We start from the raw sequence: 18872 nt of genomic DNA on the forward strand, positions 1-18872 counted from the left end.
ACGGGGTGAAATCGTGCGAAATACAAAGATCGTGTGTACGGTTGGACCAAGAACAGACAGCTACGAAATGATAGAAAAGATGATAGATCTTGGAGTGAACGTCTTCAGAATAAACACCTCACACGGCGACTGGAACGAACAGGAACAGAAAATACTCAAAATCAAAGAGTTGAGAGAGAAAAAGAAAAAACCCGTAGCCGTTCTGATCGATCTTGCGGGTCCGAAGATCAGAACTGGATATCTCGAAAAAGAGTTTGTAGAATTGAAAGAGGGCCAGATCTTCACTCTCACCACAAAGGAAATACTTGGAAACGAACATATGGTTTCGGTGAACCTCAGTTCTCTTCCACAGGACGTGAAAAAAGGAGACACCATTCTGTTGAGCGATGGAGAAATAGTGCTTGAAGTAATTGAAACGACCGATACAGAAGTGAAAACAGTGGTGAAAGTCGGTGGAAAGATCACACACAGGAGAGGTGTGAACGTACCAACAGCCGACCTCTCGGTGGAATCCATAACGGACAGAGACAGAGAATTCATAAAGCTCGGAACATTGCACAATGTTGAATTTTTCGCTCTTTCTTTTGTGAGAAAACCAGAGGACGTGCTCAAGGCAAAAGAAGAGATCAGAAAACACGGAAGCGAAATACCTGTAATCTCTAAAATAGAAACGAAAAAGGCCCTGGAACGTCTCGAAGAGATAATAAAGGTAAGCGATGGAATCATGGTCGCACGCGGTGACCTGGGAGTGGAGATACCCATAGAAGAAGTTCCTATCGTTCAAAAAGAAATCATCAAACTCTCCAAGTACTACTCCAAACCAGTTATAGTCGCAACTCAAATACTCGAATCGATGATAGAAAATCCGTTCCCCACGAGGGCAGAGGTCACCGACATAGCCAACGCCATCTTTGATGGAGCGGACGCCCTGCTTCTCACAGCGGAAACAGCGGTTGGAAAACATCCCCTGGAAGCCATAAAAGTGTTGAGCAAAGTAGCAGAAGAGGCCGAAAAAAAGCTGGAATTTTTCAGAACGATAGAATACGATACCAGCGACATATCTGAGGCCATATCACACGCCTGCTGGCAGCTCTCTGAATCTCTAAACGCGAAGCTGATCATCACACCCACCATATCCGGGAGTACCGCCATTCGTGTCTCGAAGTACAACGTTTCTCAACCCATTGTGGCTCTGACACCAGAAGAGAAAACCTACTACAGACTTTCTCTCGTGAGGAAAGTGATACCCGTTCTCGCCGAAAAGTGCTCTCAGGAGCTGGAGTTCATCGAAAAAGGATTGAAGAAAGTGGAAGAAATGGGTTTAGCAGAAAAAGGGGATCTGGTGGTTCTCACTTCCGGCGTTCCAGGGAAGGTGGGAACGACGAACACCATACGGGTGTTGAGGGTGGATTGAGGGGGGATCGCTATGAAGATCACCTGGTTTGGACACGCATGTTTTGCTCTGGAGATGGAAGGGAAAACGATCGTTACAGATCCTTTCGATGAGAGTGTGGGATATCCCATACCAAACGTAACCGCTGATGTCGTAACGGAAAGTCATCAGCATTTCGATCACAACGCACATCATCTTGTGAAGGGAAACTTCCGTGTAATAGACAGACCTGGTACTTACACCGTGAACGGTGTAAGGATAAAGGGTATGGAGACCTTTCACGATCCATTACATGGAAGAGAAAGGGGTAAAAACATCGTCTTCGTATTCGAAGGGGAAGGTATAAAAGTATGCCACCTGGGAGACCTTGGACACGTACTTACTCCTGCTCAGGTAAAAGAAATAGGTGAGGTTGATGTCTTACTGGTACCCGTCGGAGGGACTTACACCATTGGACCGAAGGAGGCAAAGGAAGTAGCGGATTTGCTGAACGCGAAAGTCATCATTCCGATGCACTACAAAACGAAGTACCTGAAATTCAATCTTCTCTCCGTCGATGATTTTTTGAAACTCTTCGATTCATACGAACGTGTGGGAAACATCCTTGAACTCTTTGAAAAGCCGAAAGAAAGAAAAGTTGTTGTCATGGAGGTGCAGTGATGATAAAAGTGTTGATAGACGAAGAGACTCTAAAGAAGAGAATCAAAGAACTGGCAGGGGAAATAGAAGATTACTACCTGGGCAAAACAGACACCATACACGCCGTATGTATCCTGAAGGGCTCCGTACACTTCTTCAGCGACCTCATGTTGAACATAAGAAAACTGAATGTCAAATACTCCTTCATTCATGTCTCGAGCTATCAAGGTACCTCTTCAACGGGAAGGATCAGAGTGAAATCCTGGATCGATGAGTCGATACACGATGAATACGTGCTCCTTGTGGAAGACATCGTTGACACCGGCCTCACCTTGCAGTACATAGTTCGATACCTGAAAAAATACAACCCAAGAGATTTCAGGATAGTGAGTCTCATAGAAAAAGCAGTTCACGATCACGGAGTTCCCTTGGATTTCGTGGGATTCAGAGTGGACGATAAGTTCCTGGTCGGTTACGGACTCGACATCGATGAAAAATACCGAAATCTTCCCTACATAGGCTATGTGGAATAAAGGGTTTGTGTTCGTCTTCGCCCTCATCGTTTTGATGATGGTGTCTTTCATTGTGTTCCAGATACTTTACATCCTCTCTTTCCTTGTGGGGTGAAGCGTTGCCGATACTGTTAGAAGAATTCCTCAACGAAGTCGAGAAAATGCTCAAAAATCAGGTGAACACACGGAGAATTTACCAGCTCCTTCAGGAGCTGGATGATCCTTTACTGGACAACAAAGACCTCGAAGAGAAACTTCAAGCTTTTCTCGACTACGCGAAAGAAATTCCCAACCTTCCGGAAGTAAGGAAAAGGTACAGAATCCAGAAATCTCTGGAAATGATAGAAAAGCTGAGAAGCTGGTTTCTCATAGACTACTTAGAATGTTCTGGAGAAGAGGTCGATCTCTCAACGGATATCCAGTACGCAAAAGGAGTGGGACCCAACAGAAAAAAGAAACTAAAAAAACTCGGAATAGAAACGCTGAGAGACCTCCTCGAGTTTTTCCCAAGGGATTACGAAGACAGAAGGAAGATCTTCAAACTGAACGATCTTCTTCCAGGTGAAAAGGTGACAACCCAGGGAAAGATCGTGAGCGTTGAGACAAAAAGATTCCAGAACATGAACATCTTGACTGCCGTTCTGTCTGACGGTTTGGTGCACGTTCTTTTGAAATGGTTCAACCAGGAATACCTCCAGACCTATCTGAAACAGCTCACCGGAAAAGAAGTTTTCGTGACCGGCACCGTGAAATCGAACGCGTACACGGGCCAGTACGAAATTCACAACGCCGAGGTAACACCGAAAGAGGGGGAATACGCAAGAAGGATACTTCCCATATACCGTTTGACCTCGGGAATTTCACAAAAACAAATGAGAAAGATCTTCGAGGAAAACATCCCATCTCTCTGCTGTTCGTTGAAAGAAACCCTTCCAGAAAGGATTCTTGAGAAGAGAAAACTGCTTGGTGTGAAAGACGCGTACTACGGAATGCACTTTCCCAAAACCTTCTATCACCTCGAAAAGGCCCGGGAGAGGCTTGCCTACGAAGAACTTTTCGTACTTCAGTTGGCTTTCCAGAAGATCAGAAAAGAGCGGGAAAAGCACGGAGGGATTCCAAAGAAAATAGAAGGAAAACTCGCAGAGGAGTTTATAAAGTCCCTTCCCTTCAAGCTGACGAATTCTCAAAAGAGAGCTCATCAGGAGATAAGAAACGATATGATCTCTGAAAAACCGATGAACAGGCTCCTTCAAGGGGATGTGGGCTCTGGAAAGACCGTCGTGGCACAGCTCGCCATACTCGACAACTACGAAGCGGGTTTCCAGACGGCCTTCATGGTGCCAACCTCGATCCTCGCGATCCAGCACTACAGAAGAACCATCGAGAGTTTTTCGAAATTCAACATCCACGTGGCACTCCTCATAGGAGCAACCACGCCCTCAGAGAAGGAGAAAATAAAATCCGGCCTCAGGAACGGTCAAATAGACGTGGTGATAGGAACACACGCACTGATACAGGAAGACGTTCATTTCAAGAACCTGGGACTGGTCATAATCGACGAACAGCACCGCTTCGGTGTGAAACAAAGAGAAGCCCTCATGAACAAGGGAAAGATGGTGGACACACTGGTGATGAGTGCCACTCCCATTCCCAGAAGTATGGCCCTTGCCTTCTACGGGGATCTCGATGTCACAGTGATAGACGAGATGCCTCCTGGAAGAAAAGAAGTGCAGACCATGCTCGTTCCGATGGATAGAGTGAACGAAATCTACGAGTTCGTGAGGCAAGAAGTGATGAAGGGAGGACAGGCTTTCATCGTTTATCCGCTCATCGAAGAGTCGGACAAACTGAACGTGAAGTCCGCTGTGGAGATGTACGAATACCTCTCGAAAGAAGTCTTCCCGGAGTTCAAACTGGGTCTCATGCACGGACGGCTTTCTCAGGAGGAAAAGGACAGAGTCATGTTGGAATTCGCAGAAGGAAGATACGACATCCTCGTTTCCACAACGGTTATAGAAGTCGGGATAGACGTTCCGAGAGCGAACGTGATGGTGATAGAAAACCCAGAGAGGTTTGGCCTCGCCCAGCTCCACCAGCTTCGTGGAAGAGTGGGAAGGGGAGGTCAGGAGGCTTACTGCTTCCTCGTTGTTGGAGACGTGGGAGAGGAGGCAATGGAGAGGCTGAGATTCTTCACACTCAACACAGATGGGTTCAAAATAGCCGAGTACGACCTGAAAACGAGGGGCCCTGGAGAGTTCTTCGGTGTGAAACAGCACGGTTTGAGCGGCTTCAAAGTGGCCGATCTATACAGAGATCTGAAACTCTTGGAGTGGGCAAGAGAAGACGTTCAGGAAATCGACGTGGAAGGAATAGAACTCCCGGAAGAGATAAAACTCATCGAAGTAGGCTGAGGAGCCTTTCGATCACCATCTTTTCCAGCCTGAACAATTTCTCATCAGTGAAATCTATGGCTTTCTCTTTCAGCTTCACTTCGTCGAGTATCTTTGAAGGCCTTCCCGAGAGGAGAAAGATCCTTTCCGACAGAAAAACAGCTTCCTTCACGTTGTGTGTCACAAAAACGATGGAGAACCTCCTCTTCTGCCACAAATCAATCAGCAAATCCATCACCTTCATCTTTGTCTTCAAGTCCAGTGCGTCGAAAGGTTCGTCGAGAAGGAGAAGATCAGGATCCACAAGGAGTGCCCTCACAAAGTTTACCCTCTGTTTCATTCCCTCGCTGAGTTGCCATGGATAGTGATTTTCAAAACCTTTCAGCTCCACTTTCTCAAGAAGGGATGCTATTCTGTCTGGATCTCTTCTGATCAACATCAAATTCTCCGTTATCGTTTTCCACGGAATCAGCCTGGGTTCCTGAAACACGTATCCGATTTTATCCGTGAAAACCTTCACCTTTCCCTGATAGTCTTCAAGACCTGATACAATCCTCAAAAAGGTTGTTTTTCCACAGCCAGACGGCCCAAGAAGAGCCACCCTCTCACCCTTACCAACTGAAAAACCCCAGTTTTCTATCACCTTAACACCGTTGAAGTCTTTCCTCAATCCTTCTACCTTCAGGATAACCTCCACTTCTTCCACACTCTCCTTGCGAGAACCTTCACAGATCTTTCAAAAGATATCCCCAGAACCACTGTGAAAATGGTGAGTGCGTACACCCGAGGAACGTCCACGTACTGCCGTGCCCAGGATATCAGAACTCCCAGCCCTCTATCACCACAAAGGTACTCCCCCATGACAACCGCTTTCCATACGTTTCCAGAAGATACCTCCAGAATCGAGAGAACGAAGGGCCAGATCGAACCAAGATACACCTCCTTCAAAATCATCCTCCGCGGCACCCTGTAGACCTTCATCACTTCCAACAGCTTTCTGTCCACGCTTCTTACCCCGGAAACCGTTGTGAAAATGGCAACTGGAATGAGGGAAAGGGAAGAGATGACGACAGGACCCTGCCAGCCTATTCCCCACAGAAAGATCACGACGACAAGCCAGGAAACAACGGGTACCGCCTGCACCACCGTGACCAAAGGACGTAGAAATTCGTACATCCTGTCGCTGATACCCATGACGAAACCAACGGGAAGTCCCACAGCGATGACGATAAAAGTGGTAACGAGGCCCTTCAAGAGTGTGCTTAAAAGGGCCTCGAAGGTTTCACGATTCAAAATTTTAACGAAGACTTCGAAGGTTTCCACAGGGCCCGGCAGTATGAGAGAAGATGGAAAAAGAAAGTGCAGGAGGTGCCACACTATCAGAACAAGAAGTATTCCAAAAACCGCTTTCATTTCCAGTAGAATCCTTCGTCTGGTACCTTTTCAAGACCTTCGGGATAGAGTTCGTTCAGTTTGTCCAAAAAGGCCTCGACTTCTTCCTTACACTCTTCAACGGGTAAGTATTCGAATTCTATTCTCTCCAGTGACGATTTCAGAATCTTTGCGGGGATACCTAATTTTTCAGAAGAAAGTTGAACGGTTTCATCGAGATTTTCTTTCATCCACCTGATAGAATCTACGAGGGCTTTCTCAACTTTTTCAACGGTTTCTTCGGCCACGCCTTCTCTCACGAACAGACCGGCAATCGGAATCCTCTCAGGTACTCCCAGTTCCTTTCCCCACTCTTTCTGAAAATCAAGAACCACTTTTCCCCGATCAAGACACATGGAAACGAATGGCTCGGGGAGAGCTGCGTACTTCACCTTTCCAGATTTGAAGAGTGCGACTATTTCCTGGGGAGGTGCGTAGAGTATCTTCACATCTCTGTCGGGAGTGAGTCCTGCTTTTGATAAAAAGTACCTCATCAGAACATCCACCGTCTGCCCTCTTCCGTGAGGTGTGTAAACTTCCTGCCCTCGAAGACTCTCCCATCCATCGAAAGTAACATCGTCAGATGCAACAAGATAGAACACCTTCCACTCGTGTACACCCACGAGTTTTATCCTTACTCCCTTTCCGTATAGATTCGCACCAACGGTCACGGGAAGAACAGCGAAATCAACCTCTTTTGAAACTATCTTCGCAACCGCTTCCTCTGGATTTTTCCAGATTTCGATCTTCACATCCGTCGGTATCTTCCCGTCCATGATAGGAACAACGGGTATCAATGCAGGCCCGAATGGATTCAAAAGTGTTTCTCCGAAAAGAATGGATATCGTCAGGAGCAAAACCACGCTCGCTGCTTTCTTCACCTAATCACCTCCTGAAAAAGAAAGGGAGGGTTTCCCCTCCCTATTTATTTTACCGCAAGTCTTTTCTTCCTTGACCTGTCTTCGTAGTAGGTGTGAAGAAGCTCGTGAGCTTTGTGACTGAGCGGATGTTCGAGGTACTCTTCGTACAGCTTCTTTATGGCAGGGTTCTCGTGGGACTTCCTCAAAGTCATTCTCTCGTCGATGGTGTAGATGGCTTCCGCCCTCTTTCTGAGGATCTCTGGATCCCTGCTGTAGGGCTGGCCTCCTCCACCGATGCATCCGCCGGGACACGCCATCACTTCAACGAAATGATACTTCACTTCTCTTCTCAGAATCTTTTCCACCAGATTTCTCACGTTGGCTGTACCGTGAACCACAGCGATCCTTATCTTTTTGCCATCAAGATCTATTTCGGCTTCCTTGACACCTTTGAGTCCTCTCACATCTTCAAAAACGATCTTCGGTAGTGTCTTTCCCGTTTTGAGTTCGTACGCAGTTCTCAAAGCGGCCTCCATCACACCACCCGTAACACCAAAGAGTACCGCCGCTCCCGTGGAGATTCCAAGCGGTGCGTCGTATTCTTCCTCTGGAAGGTTCGCAAACGGTATCTTCTTCATCCTTATGAGTTTTCCAAGTTCTCTCGTGGTGAGAACAACATCCACCGCTGGAACACCGTTCACCATGAGCTGTTTTCTCAAAGCCTCGTCCTTCTTCGCGGTACAGGGCATGATGGATACGTGGAAAATGTCTTCCGGTTTCACTCCGAGTTTTTCCGCGAAGTAGGTTTTCACCAGAGCGGAGAGCATTCCCTGTGGTGACTTGGCAGAAGAAAGTCTCGTCCTGAGTTCGGGATAGACCTTTTCCACAAGGTTCACCCATCCAGGACAACAAGAAGTGAACATGGGAAGGTCCTCAAGGTCGCCTTTTTCAAGTCTTTCGAGAAATTCACTTCCTTCTTCCATTATGGTAAGGTCTGCCCCAAAGTTCGTGTCGAAGACGTAATCGAAGCCGAGTCTTCTAAGAGCAGCAACCATCTGGCCAGTAGAAATGGTACCAGGAGCGTATCCAAATTCTTCGCCAATCGCCACTCTCACCGATGGTGCGGTTTGAACAACGAGGATCTTTTCTTTCTTTTCCAGTTCTTCCAGGACAACTTTCACTGCCGAATTTTCAACTATAGCGCCCGTTGGACAGAACGCAGCACACTGACCACAACCTATACAATCTGTTTCATAGACGGGCATGTCGAAAGGAGTTCCAGGATAAGTTCTATGACCTCTCTCTACCATAGAGTAGATGTGCATTCCCTGAAGTTCGGAACATGTTCTAACACAGCGCTGGCACTTGACACACTTGGAAAGATCTCTGACTATAGCGGGACTGCTTTTGTCGAATAGTCCTTCTTTGGTACCGTATCCGAAAATGGGTTCCACATTGTACTTGTAAATCAGATCCTGGAACTCACACCTTCCGTTCGCTTCACACGTCATACAATCGTTGGGATGTTCAGAGAGAAGAAGTGCAAGGTTGAACTTCCTGGCCGTCTTCACCCTATCAGAGGAGGTCTTTATCACCATGCCATCTCTCACTTTTGTCACACACGCAGGCTGAAGGTTTCTCGCTCCTTCCACCTCAACAACGCAGACTCTACACGCACCTATTGATTCCCCAAGCCTTGGGTGGTGACACAAAGCAGGAATCTCTATTCCCGCCTTTTCACAGGCTTCAATGACCGTCAAGTTGTCAGGTACCGTAAGCGTTCTACCATTTATAACAATCCTTACATCCGCCAAGGCAAAGCACCTCCTCGCAGGATCGTTTTCACCATTTTGTGATAAATTTCTCAAATTATTTTTAAAAGAACCTCCTCATTGGGATATACTACCACAACTACTCGGAAGTTTTTCTATGCTTCAAGGAACTGATACTTTCTGAAATGGCCCGCGCCCTTTTTTCTCCTATTCCCTCGACTTTCTTCAAGTCCTCAACAGAGGCTTTACTGATCTGATCGAGTGTTTTGAACATTCTGACCACGTTGTACCCAATGCTGAGTGGAATCCTTGCCACGGTTTTGAGAAGCCTGTAACCTCTCGCAGAAACAAGCACATCATCCAGCTGTGCAACCTGCTGTACATCGTATCCCAGGGCCCTCGAAATTGAAATGGGAGAAGGTTCTCTTTTCTTAACAAAGTCCTGCATGATTTCTTGAGCCCTTTCTTCATCCACCTCTTCAGAAGAGTAATCCATTATGAGAAGAACCAGAAGGTCGTCCACGTCTTCCGTCAACTCCCTGAGTTGCATTCTTGCGAGTCTTCCTTCCTCTCCGAGCTCTACTATGTAGGGTCTCATCTCCTCTACTATCCTCAAAAGCTCGAAACCCTTTCCCAACGTTCTCACCACGTCAGCGAGAGTGACTCTGTTTTCCAGCTCTAGAACTTCAAGTTCCGAAAGAAATTTGTTGAAGTTATCTTTGTATTTTTCCAAGGTGCTGATCGCCTGTGTCACTTTCGATATGAGAAAATCCACCTGGTTCACAACGTACTTGTAGTTTTTATAGTATAGTGAGATGATATTTCTCCTTCTTGAAACTGCTATCACGACTTTTCCCGTTTGTTTCGCCAATCTTTCTGCCGTTCTGTGTCTTGTACCGGTTTCCCCTGTTGGTATCGTAGGATCTGGTACAAGGTGAACATTCGCGTAGTATATCTTTGTGATATCCTCAGATAGAACTATCGCACCATCCATTTTTGAAAGCTCGTACAGTTTTTCCGCCGAGAAATCGGTGTCCAGACGGAATCCCCCTTGAATAACATCCTCGTATTTTTTTGGATCATCAACAAGAAAAATAAGTGCGCCAAAGTTGGCGTTGATTATGTCATCCAGTGCTTTTCTCAACTCCGTTCCTGGTGATATGAGTTTTATCTTTTCAATCAATTCCTGGGGTACCAAGGATTTCACCCCCAATTACAGAGACGGCCTCTTTGAGGTCACGCACTCCAAAAATTCCTTTTTGCTCTTCTTCGACGGGAGGGACCACTATTCTTTCAGAACTCTTCAAAGAGTTCAATCTTCTATTAATATTGTAAACCTTCCTCACCCTTCCATCCAAACCAATTTCGCCAACGGCTGCTGTGTTATGCAGGGGAACTTCCAGATAGGAAGACACAATGGAAAGAGCTATCGCGAGATCCGCGGCTGGATCGGTTATTCTGAGCCCTCCCACAACGTTGACATAAACGTCGTGCGTTTCTATGGGAAACTTCAGATATTTACTGATCACGGCAATAAGAAGCATTACCCTGTTCACATCTACACCTTTACACACCCTCTTGGGAGAAAACGTTCTGTTCTTGGAAACGAGTGCCTGTATCTGCACAACAAAGGGCTTCGTGCCTTCAAAAACACACGTGAGGACGTTTCCTGGAAGATCCGCATCTCCTTCAGTAAAGGAAGGATTCTCCACCTGGACGAAACCGTTTTCTTTGAGCTCAAAGACCGCCACTTCGTCAGAAGGTCCAAACCTGTTCTTCGTGATCTTCAAGAGTCTCAATCCCGTACGCCTGTCTCCCTCGAAATACGCCACGGTGTCCACCATGTGTTCCACCAGTTTCGGCCCTGCTATTTCCCCCTCTTTCGTCACATGTCCCACTAAGAGAACCGGCACACCTCTTTTCTTCGCGAAGTCGATCGTTTTCATCGTCACGTTTTTTACCTGGGAAATGCTTCCAGGACTGCTTCCAAGATCCGAAGAAAAAACCGTTTGAATGGAGTCAACCACCATAAAACTCACTCTTTTGTTTTGTAGAGAAGATATTATTTCATCGATGTCGTTCTCTAAGGTCAAAAGAATGTCCTTTTTCCTCTTCAACAGAAGCCTGTCCGCCCTCAATTTCAACTGCTGGGGGGACTCTTCACCAGAAACGTAAACAACCAGCCCTCTTTCAGCGAACCTTTCAGCGATCTGAAGCGCTATCGTACTCTTTCCTATCCCGGGTTCACCGGAGAGCAGGATCACCTGTCCGGGAACAATTCCTCCCCTGAAAGCCCTGTCCAGTTCTGAAAAACCCGTGGATAGCCTTTCAAGGGAAATTTCTCCAGCGTCTTCTAAATTTAAAAACAGGGAGGGGCTTCCCTCCCTGTTTTTCCTTCTTTGAACCACTTCTTCTGCTGTATCGTATTCACCGCACTGAGGGCACCTTCCGAACCATTTTGGAGAAACGTAGCCACAGTTGGAACAGACGAACTTTTTCACTGGACCACCTTCTCCTTCTTTTCACCCTTTCTGGTGAATCGAAGAGCATCTTTGCGAGCCCTACAGACGATCGTATCTCCTTCGTTGAACTTACCTCTCAGGATCTCTTCAGAGAGAGGATCTTCCACGTATCTCTGTATCGCTCTCTTCAGAGGTCTTGCCCCGTACACCGGATCGAATCCTTTTTCGACCAGGAACTCTTTTGCACTCTTTGTCAGTATGAGCTTCATGTTCTTCTCCGAGAGTCTCTTTCTGAGATCTCTCAAGAGTATGTCGATGATCTGTTCGATGTGTTCTTTATTCAACGGATGGAAGATGATCGTTTCATCGATCCTGTTCAGGAACTCCGGTCTGAACGTTCTTTTCACCTCTTCCAGAACGAGATCCTTTATTTTCTCGAATTCCTTCTCTTCGTTGTTGTCACCTACAAACCCGAGTGTTCTCTTGGACTTGTTGATGTAAGAGCTTCCAATGTTACTGGTCATGATGATGATCGTGTTCCTGAAATCAACTTCACGTCCCTGAGAATCCGTGAGTCTTCCATCGTCCATTATCTGAAGCAGTATGTTGAACACGTCCGGATGTGCCTTCTCTATTTCGTCGAACAGGATCACCGAGAACGGTCTTCTTCTCACTTTCTCCGTGAGAGTACCGCCTTCTTCGTAACCCACGTACCCTGGAGGTGCTCCTATGAGCCTTGAAACGGAGAACCTCTCCATGTATTCGCTCATGTCGAACCTGATAAGGGCTCTTTCATCCCCGAACAGATACTCTGCGAGCGCCTTTGCGAGTTCTGTCTTTCCAACACCCGTTGGACCAAGGAACAGGAACACACCTATCGGCCTTCTCGGATCTTTCAAACCGCTTCTTGCTCTTCTTATGGCCCTGGCTACAGCTTTTATAGCTTCGTCCTGAGCAACGATTCTCTGGTGGAGAGCCTCTTCGAGATTGAGAAGCTTTTCGACTTCCGTTTCTTCGATCTTTTTGAGAGGAACGCCCGTCCAGGAAGACACCACCTCGGCCACGTCGTCTACATCCACCTTTACCACAGCTGTTTCTGCGCGTCTTCTCCACTCTGCGTACCTTTTTCTGTATTCCGCCTCCAGCTCCATCTCTTCTTCTTTCAGTTGTGCAGCCTTTTCGTAATCCTGGTTCAGAACAGCGAGCTCCTTATCACTTCTTATCCTTTCCAGTTCTAATTTCATACTCTTCAGTTCTGGAGGAAGCACGAACACCTTCAATCTCGCTCTGGCACCTGCCTCGTCTATCACATCGATCGCCTTGTCAGGTAGATAGTGATCGGTTATGTATCTCTTGGAAAGGTAAACGGCCGCCTCCAGAGCCTTGTCGGTATAAATCACTTTATGATGCGCTTCGTATTTTCTCTTCAAACCTTTCAATATTTCGAGCGTTTCTTCCTCAGTTGGTTCTTTCACATATATCTTCTGAAACCTTCTCTCCAGAGCCGCATCCTTTTCAATGTACCTTCTGTATTCGTCCGGTGTGGTGGCACCTATACAGCTTATCTCTCCACGTGCGAGAGCAGGCTTCAAAATGTTCGCAGCATCGATTGCTCCCTCAGCCGATCCAGCACCAACTATGGTGTGTATCTCGTCTATGAAGAGGATAATGTTCTTATCCTTGGTCACGATCTGAAGGAGCTTCTTCATCCTCTTTTCGAATTCACCTCTGTATTTGGTTCCCGCAACCAGCGCTGCCACGTCAAGAGAGAAGATCACCTTGTTTTTCAAGATCTCGGGCACATCTCCAGCGACTATCCTCTGAGCCAGACCTTCGACTATCGCTGTCTTTCCAACTCCAGGATCTCCAATGAGAACAGGATTGTTTTTCTTCCTTCTGACGAGGACCTGCATCACTCTCTCTATTTCTTCTTCTCTTCCAATAACTGGGTCGAGCTCTTTTTTGGCTGCAAGTTCCGTGAGGTTCACACCGAAGCCTTCAAGTTGCTTCACGCTTCTGTAAGTGTAATCCTCCTCTTCCTCATACTCCAGATTTTTGTTCGAGGAGTAGGAGTAGATATCTATGATCTCTCTTCTCAGAGTAGCGATATCTACTCCGAGTTTCCTCAGAATGTGTATTGCAATCCCTTCTCCCTCTCTCAGAATACCAAGGAGAAGATGCTCCGGGTTTATCTTGTCACTTCCAAGAATCTTCGCCTCTTCGTATGCGAGTTCGGTCACTCTTTTGGCTCTTGGAGTCATCTGAGGAGAAGGGACAAAGCCTCTCATCCCCATGCCAACCATGGAGATGATCTCGGATCTCACCTTGGAGTACGAGGCTCCCATTTCTTCCAGGAGTTCGACGGCCGGGCTTCTATCTACTTTTAGAATTGCAAGCAGAAGGTGCTCCGTTCCGACGTACGAATGCCCGAGTTCTTTTGCCTCCTCCTGGGCTGTTACAAATATCTGAGCTGTCTTCTCCGAGAACTTATCAAACATAGTATCACCTCCGGGTCTTCCAATTTCATTATATCACCCTTATGGACATAACATCTTTCAGAAATGTTCAAAGTTCTCTCAGAAGTAAAGCAAAAGGTAACAATTAGATTCACCAAATTCGATTTTTCGTACGGATCTACAACCGGTGAAATATCCATGATACAATTTAATCGAACCGAATTTAAACGACACTTTTCTCGAAAGGAGGGAAAAAATGAAGTGTACCAAGTGTGGAAAACCCGCCTCGGTTAAGTTGAGACACTACAACATAAAGCTCTGCAAAGAACACTTCAACGAATTCATAGAACAAAGGGTGGAGAAAGCGATAAAAAAGTTCAAAATGTTCGGCAGAAATTCGAAAATATTGATAGCTGTTTCCGGTGGAAAGGACAGTGTTTCCCTGTGGCACATGTTGAAAAAACTTGGCTACGAGGTGGACGCACTGTTCATCAGAGCCGGAAAAAGCGGAATGGTCCAGAAAGCTCAGGAAATCGTTGAAAAAAACGCAGAGCTTCTCAACACTAAACTTCACATAGTCGATGCAACGGAATACTTCGAAGGCCTTTCCACTCAGGAAATCTCCATCATGTTGAGGAGGCCTGTTTGTTCTATTTGTGGGGTCGTGAGAAGGTATCTGATGAACAAATTCGCTTACGAAAACGGTTACGACGTGGTGGTCACGGGGCACAACCTGAACGATGAAGCGTCTGTTTTGCTGGGAAACATCCTTCACTGGCAGGAAGGATATCTGGAAAGGCAGTGGCCGCTCCTTCCAAAAACCCATGAAAAACTCGTTCCAAAGGCCAAACCACTCGTTTTGAACTACGAAGAAGACATAAAACTGTACGCAACTCTGAACGAGATACCACACCTAGAGATGGCTTGCCCATTCTCTGTGGGCGCGACTTCGCTTGTGTACAAGAAGATCCTGCGGGAACTCGAAGAAGAACAACCCGGAATCACTCTGAATTTTTATCTTGGATTTTTGAAAAGAAAGAAAGAGCCGAAACTCGAAGTGGAAGGACTCAGGGAATGTAAAGAGTGTGGATATCCAACGACGGCAGAGGTGTGTTCCTTCTGCAGACTCAGAAAACAGGTAGAGAAAAGAAAAACAAGGCCCCCGCATGAGCGGGGGATCATTTTTTGTACTTTGTGATCTCCCTGAGAAACGCGTGTCTTTTCCTTTTGTCTTCATCGCCTTCCACACCTTTGGGTGAGTACCCGTCAACCACTCCGAGTACCGCTCTTCCCTGAGAAGTGATACCCACGATCACCTGTAAAGGATTCGCTGTTGCCGTGTATATCCTGCATACCTCCTGAACGTTCTTGATCTGGTTCAGGATGTTGATGGGGTAACCACCTCTTATGTAGATCACAAAGGTGTGGCCGGCACCTATTTTCTTCGCCGTTTCGATCGCCTGATTCACTAACTCTTCGTCGTTTCCTTCGTGCCTGATGAGACACGGCCCACTCGCTTCGTTGAAGGCTATACCGAACTTGAGGTTTGGATTCGTTGTCACCATCACCTCGTACAGATCCTCAACCGTCTTGATAAAATGAGAATGTCCCAGAATAATATTGGCATTTTCCGGAATGGCAACGTCCACGACCTCGAGCTGTATACTCACGCTTTCACCTCCCAGGAATATTCTAACACCAGGAGGTGGGGAAATGATCGCAGTGCTGGATATGGGGAGCAACTCCTTCATTCTCCTTGTCGTTTCGGAGAAAGGGAAGACCGTTCTTGAAGAGGTCCACGAAGTCGGAATAGCCTCCGGAAACCTCGAGAAGGCGAAAGAAGTGTTCAAAGAATGTGTGGAAAAAGCTGAAAAAATGGGGGCGGAACTTCACGTATTTGGAACGGCATTTTTTAGGAAACATCCCGACATCTTCCAACAGATAACAGGGGACCGGGGAGAGATTTTACCGGAAGAAAAAGAAGCGTACTATTCTTATGTTTCTGTAGCGAAAGATTTCGGGAAAAAGGATATCCTGGTAGCTGACCTCGGTGGGGGTAGCCTCGAACTTGCTTGGAAAGATGGATACGTGAGTTTAGAACTCGGAACACACGTTCTGAATCGCACTTTTTCCCTAACACTTCCCTACATCGAACCGGTGGATAGAATAGTTGAGTACGTGATGAAGCAACTTCCCGAGGTAAAAAAGGACGAACTTTTTGGAGTTGGAGGAAGTTTTGTCGCGCTCGCTGCATTGATGAAAGGAAAATGGGATCTAGAAATTCTTCACGGAAGCGTTTTAAAATTAGAAGAGGTTGAAAGACTCGTGGACAAGATCAAAAGGCTGAGCTTTGAAGACGTGAAGAATTTGAATGTGCTTCCCGTAGGACGAGAGAAAACAATACTCGCAGGAGGAATCGTAACCGTTGCTCTTTTGAGAAAATATTCGCCGAAGATGACAGTGAGCACTAGGGGTTACAGATACGGAATAGTGTGGGAGATCCTTGAGAAAAGGTGGCGTGCCCGGGGGGATTCGAACCCCCAACCTCCAGATCCGCAGTCTGGCGCTCTATCCAACTGAGCTACGGGCACATATATAAAAAACTGGCGGAGAGGGTGGGATTCGAACCCACGGTGGGGAAACCCCCACACTTGCTTAGCAGGCAAGCGCCTTCGGCCGCTCGGCCACCTCTCCACCTGTCATCTATTATAGCAACACATCCAGAAATATTCAAGGGGAGGAAAAAATCGTGTTTGTTCTAAAGAATGTGAAATACAAGGATATATTGAACATCGAGGAACTCCGCATACCGGCCAGAAAAATTACCGTTATTACAGGAAAGAGCGGTACGGGAAAAACAACTCTTCTAAAGATGCTGAACAAACTGATTTCACCGGATAGTGGAGAAATTTTCTTCAAGGGCACACCGTTGACGGAGATCGACTCGGTTGAACTCAGAAGGAAAGTGGTGATGCTTCCTCAGTTTCCCGTTGTGTTTCCCGGCAACGTGAAGGAGAATCTCCTCATGGGCCTGAAATTTTCTGGAAAAAAGATTCCACATGATGAAGAGTTGAGAAAAATCCTAAAGTTCGTCATGCTCGAAAAAGACCTGAACGATGATCCAGAAAAGTTCTCCGGCGGTGAAAAACAGCGTCTCGCTCTGGCAAGGGTTCTTCTCATGGATCCTGAGGTGTTGCTCCTCGATGAACCCACTTCTTCTCTGGACGAAAAAACCGGCATTGAAATCATCAAAAAAGTGTCCAACTTTGCAAAAAGTCGGGGAAAAACGCTTGTCATGGTGACTCATAACCCGGAATTGAGAAAATTCGCAGACGTGTTGATCGAACTCAAAAACGGGAGGGTTTTGTGATGGGACCAGTTGATATCGGTCTGATACAGCTTTTGAGCGCCTACATTTTCGTTGTTGTTCTGATGCTCATACTGAGAATAAGAAGAATACCGCGAGAAAAGGAAGTTCTGGTGGCATCTATCAGGATGACTTTCCAGCTGGTGATGGCAGGATTTGTACTGAGTTACATACTCGATCACCCTTCACCTCTCTACACAATTCTGGCAGTTCTCGTTATGGAGATCTTCGCCATCTACAACGTTTACAAAAGGGCAAGGCTCTCTCTTCCTGCAAGGGTGAAAAAACGTCTGGAGCTCTTCATAGCGATCTCTGTGAGCACAGGAACGCTTCTCAGTCTCGTGTACTTTCTGTACGTGGTAGTCAGGATCTCTCCCTGGTTCGATCCGAGGTACGTGATCCCTCTTGCGGGTATGATCATCGGAAACTCCATGACCGGTGTTTCACTCGGAGTGAAGACACTCTCTGAGTCAATAACGATTCAAAAAGATATTGTGGAAGCCGCTTTGATGCTGGGTGCAAGGCCAAAAGATGCTGTGAGAATGTTCAGTGACAGGGCGTTCGATTCGGCGATACTGCCAACTCTCAACTCCATGATTGGTATGGGTATCGTGTTCCTCCCCGGGATGATGACGGGACAGATCCTCTCTGGAGCCTCTCCGATCACTGCGATAAAGTATCAGATCGCAATAATGCTTGGAATACTTGGTGGAGTCACGATCAGTGTGAGCGTGTTTCTCTATCTGGGATACAAAGCTTTCTTCAACAGAGAAAATCAGCTGATCGTTTGAGAACTTCAAAACTCACACGTTGTATATCCCACTTGACGTTCCCAAAGAGTTATGATAATATTTTTAGTGCTTGGAGGGTCTTTGAAGGGCGGGTGTAGCTCAACTGGTAGAGCATCGGCCTTCCAAGCCGAGGGTTGCGGGTTCGAGTCCCGTCGCCCGCTCCAACGTTTCTGGTGCGCCCGTAGCTCAACAGGATAGAGCATCGGATTTCTAATCCGAGGGTTGCAGGTTCGAGTCCTGCCGGGCGCGCCATTTTTTTCGTGGTGACCATAGCTCAGTTGGTAGAGCGCCTNACTGTGGATCAGGTGGTCGCGGGTTCGAGTCCCGCTGGTCACCCCAGCGACGCGCCCGTAGCTCAACTGGATAGAGCGTCGGACTTCGGATCCGATGGTTGCGGGTTCGAGTCCTGCCGGGCGCGCCACTCGAAAACCAATAAACCAATGTCGTTGAAGGGCATAGAAGAACACTCACCGTAGAGGAGGTAGAAACACATGGAAGTACTCAAGGTTGCTTCTAATTCCAACCCCAACAAAGTCGCAGGAGCTCTCGCAGGAGTTATCAGAGAAAAAGGAAAGGCCGAGCTTCAGGCAATTGGAGCGGGTGCTGTTAACCAGGCCGTGAAGGCCATAGCCATCGCAAGGGGTTATCTTGCTCCAAGTGGAATCAACCTCGTTTGCGTTCCCGCTTTCGCGGAAGTTCAGATCAACGGAGAAACCAGAACGGCAATCAAGTTCATTGTCTTCCCGAAAGACTGAGTTTTCACAAGAAAAAGCAAACGAAATCCCCGCATTTGCGGGGA

General features: G+C 46.9%; 16 protein-coding genes, 6 tRNA genes and 1 pseudogene. 13 read left to right on the plus strand and 10 right to left on the minus strand.

Translation table 11 applies throughout. From position 1 onward, the window contains the following. Positions 1-13: 13 nt before the first annotated feature. The 4 genes from pyk (at position 14) to recG (ending at position 4955) form a co-directional block, all read left to right on the plus strand. A complete protein-coding gene (gene pyk / locus CELL2_RS03605; protein ID WP_011943319.1) occupies positions 14-1414 on the plus strand; it encodes a pyruvate kinase in 1401 nt (466 codons plus the stop codon). Positions 1415-1426: 12 nt separating this feature from the next. Beyond that, entirely contained in the window at positions 1427-2053 is a 627-nt protein-coding gene (locus tag CELL2_RS03610; protein ID WP_012896180.1) for an MBL fold metallo-hydrolase, read from the plus strand. Next, entirely contained in the window at positions 2053-2565 is a 513-nt protein-coding gene (hpt, locus tag CELL2_RS03615; RefSeq protein WP_038033324.1) for a hypoxanthine phosphoribosyltransferase, read from the plus strand. Before CELL2_RS03610 ends, hpt begins: the two co-directional genes overlap by 1 nt. 98 nt (positions 2566-2663) lie before the next feature. Next, entirely contained in the window at positions 2664-4955 is a 2292-nt protein-coding gene (recG, locus tag CELL2_RS03620; RefSeq protein WP_038033322.1) for an ATP-dependent DNA helicase RecG, read from the plus strand. Here the strand turns inward: recG and CELL2_RS03625 are convergent. From CELL2_RS03625 to CELL2_RS03655, 7 genes are all read right to left on the minus strand, one after another. Next, positions 4939-5631 carry an ABC transporter ATP-binding protein gene (locus CELL2_RS03625; RefSeq protein ID WP_012310720.1) on the minus strand — a complete coding sequence of 231 codons (693 nt, stop codon included), beginning with the start codon at positions 5629-5631 and terminating at the stop codon, positions 4939-4941. The two genes, recG and CELL2_RS03625, sit on opposite strands and share 17 nt — an antisense overlap. Further along, complete coding sequence (locus CELL2_RS03630) at positions 5616-6347, minus strand: ABC transporter permease (protein WP_038033319.1); 732 nt, start codon at positions 6345-6347, stop codon at positions 5616-5618. The genes CELL2_RS03625 and CELL2_RS03630 overlap by 16 nt, the downstream gene beginning before the upstream one ends. After that, positions 6344-7246 (minus strand): ABC transporter substrate-binding protein, encoded by a 903-nt coding sequence (locus CELL2_RS03635; protein WP_038033318.1) that lies wholly within the window; start codon positions 7244-7246, stop codon positions 6344-6346. Before CELL2_RS03635 ends, CELL2_RS03630 begins: the two co-directional genes overlap by 4 nt. Positions 7247-7290: 44 nt before the next feature. Next, on the minus strand, positions 7291-9039 hold the full coding sequence (locus CELL2_RS03640) for an NADH-dependent [FeFe] hydrogenase, group A6 (protein WP_038033316.1): 1749 nt from the start codon (positions 9037-9039) through the stop codon (positions 7291-7293). A gap of 97 nt (positions 9040-9136) precedes the next feature. Then, complete coding sequence (disA, locus tag CELL2_RS03645; RefSeq protein ID WP_038033313.1) at positions 9137-10195, minus strand: DNA integrity scanning diadenylate cyclase DisA; 1059 nt, start codon at positions 10193-10195, stop codon at positions 9137-9139. Beyond that, positions 10173-11498, minus strand: coding sequence for a DNA repair protein RadA (gene radA, locus CELL2_RS03650; protein ID WP_038033312.1), 1326 nt, complete (start codon positions 11496-11498; stop codon positions 10173-10175). Before radA ends, disA begins: the two co-directional genes overlap by 23 nt. Then, positions 11495-13957: an ATP-dependent Clp protease ATP-binding subunit gene (locus tag CELL2_RS03655; protein WP_038033310.1), complete on the minus strand. Its 2463-nt coding sequence runs from the start codon at positions 13955-13957 to the stop codon at positions 11495-11497. Before CELL2_RS03655 ends, radA begins: the two co-directional genes overlap by 4 nt. Positions 13958-14171: 214 nt before the next feature. Here CELL2_RS03655 and ttuA point away from each other — a divergent pair, with 214 nt between their 5' ends. Then, on the plus strand, positions 14172-15113 hold the full coding sequence (gene ttuA, locus CELL2_RS03660) for a tRNA-5-methyluridine(54) 2-sulfurtransferase (protein WP_039446206.1): 942 nt from the start codon (positions 14172-14174) through the stop codon (positions 15111-15113). Here the strand turns inward: ttuA and CELL2_RS03665 are convergent. After that, entirely contained in the window at positions 15094-15585 is a 492-nt protein-coding gene (locus tag CELL2_RS03665; RefSeq protein ID WP_011943331.1) for an adenosine-specific kinase, read from the minus strand. The genes ttuA and CELL2_RS03665 overlap by 20 nt on opposite strands. Before the next feature lie 61 nt (positions 15586-15646). Between CELL2_RS03665 and CELL2_RS09890 the strand changes: the two are divergent. After that, a pseudogene (locus CELL2_RS09890) lies at positions 15647-16414 on the plus strand (guanosine polyphosphate pyrophosphohydrolase); the annotation flags it as partial. A 15-nt stretch (positions 16415-16429) separates the two neighbouring features. Here CELL2_RS09890 and CELL2_RS03675 read toward each other — a convergent pair. Continuing rightward, positions 16430-16506: transfer RNA gene (locus CELL2_RS03675), tRNA-Arg, on the minus strand. 13 nt (positions 16507-16519) lie between these two features. Next, positions 16520-16609: transfer RNA gene (locus CELL2_RS03680), tRNA-Ser, on the minus strand. 55 nt (positions 16610-16664) lie between these two features. Here CELL2_RS03680 and CELL2_RS03685 point away from each other — a divergent pair. From CELL2_RS03685 to CELL2_RS03715, 7 genes are all read left to right on the plus strand, one after another. After that, positions 16665-17285: an ATP-binding cassette domain-containing protein gene (locus tag CELL2_RS03685; protein WP_038033307.1), complete on the plus strand. Its 621-nt coding sequence runs from the start codon at positions 16665-16667 to the stop codon at positions 17283-17285. Then, the gene (gene fetB / locus CELL2_RS03690) at positions 17285-18073 is read left to right on the plus strand and encodes an iron export ABC transporter permease subunit FetB (RefSeq protein ID WP_004082840.1); all 789 of its coding nucleotides are present in this window, start codon (positions 17285-17287) and stop codon (positions 18071-18073) included. Before CELL2_RS03685 ends, fetB begins: the two co-directional genes overlap by 1 nt. 88 nt (positions 18074-18161) lie before the next feature. Next, positions 18162-18237 (plus strand) — tRNA-Gly (locus CELL2_RS03695). A gap of 11 nt (positions 18238-18248) precedes the next feature. Then, positions 18249-18325, plus strand: a tRNA-Arg gene (locus CELL2_RS03700). A gap of 11 nt (positions 18326-18336) precedes the next feature. Continuing rightward, positions 18337-18412: transfer RNA gene (locus CELL2_RS03705), tRNA-His, on the plus strand. 5 nt (positions 18413-18417) lie between these two features. After that, positions 18418-18494: transfer RNA gene (locus CELL2_RS03710), tRNA-Arg, on the plus strand. Between the two features lie 70 nt (positions 18495-18564). Further along, on the plus strand, positions 18565-18828 hold the full coding sequence (locus CELL2_RS03715; protein ID WP_004082838.1) for a stage V sporulation protein S: 264 nt from the start codon (positions 18565-18567) through the stop codon (positions 18826-18828). Positions 18829-18872: the final 44 nt, after the last annotated feature.

The sequence above is a fragment of the Thermotoga sp. Cell2 genome (genome assembly GCF_000789375.1).
GTDB lineage: Bacteria > Thermotogota > Thermotogae > Thermotogales > Thermotogaceae > Thermotoga > Thermotoga petrophila.

Excerpts from the sequence above, each read along its gene's own strand:
- CELL2_RS03610 (WP_012896180.1), top strand. The coding sequence starts at position 1,427 with ATGAAGATCACCTGGTTTGGACACGCATGTTTTGCTCTGGAGATGGAA.
- hpt (WP_038033324.1), top strand. The coding sequence starts at position 2,053 with ATGATAAAAGTGTTGATAGACGAAGAGACTCTAAAGAAGAGAATCAAA.
- CELL2_RS03715 (WP_004082838.1), top strand. The coding sequence starts at position 18,565 with ATGGAAGTACTCAAGGTTGCTTCTAATTCCAACCCCAACAAAGTCGCA.
- CELL2_RS03630 (WP_038033319.1), bottom strand. The coding sequence starts at position 6,347 with ATGAAAGCGGTTTTTGGAATACTTCTTGTTCTGATAGTGTGGCACCTC.
- CELL2_RS03655 (WP_038033310.1), bottom strand. The coding sequence starts at position 13,957 with ATGTTTGATAAGTTCTCGGAGAAGACAGCTCAGATATTTGTAACAGCC.
- fetB (WP_004082840.1), top strand. The coding sequence starts at position 17,285 with ATGGGACCAGTTGATATCGGTCTGATACAGCTTTTGAGCGCCTACATT.
- ttuA (WP_039446206.1), top strand. The coding sequence starts at position 14,172 with ATGAAGTGTACCAAGTGTGGAAAACCCGCCTCGGTTAAGTTGAGACAC.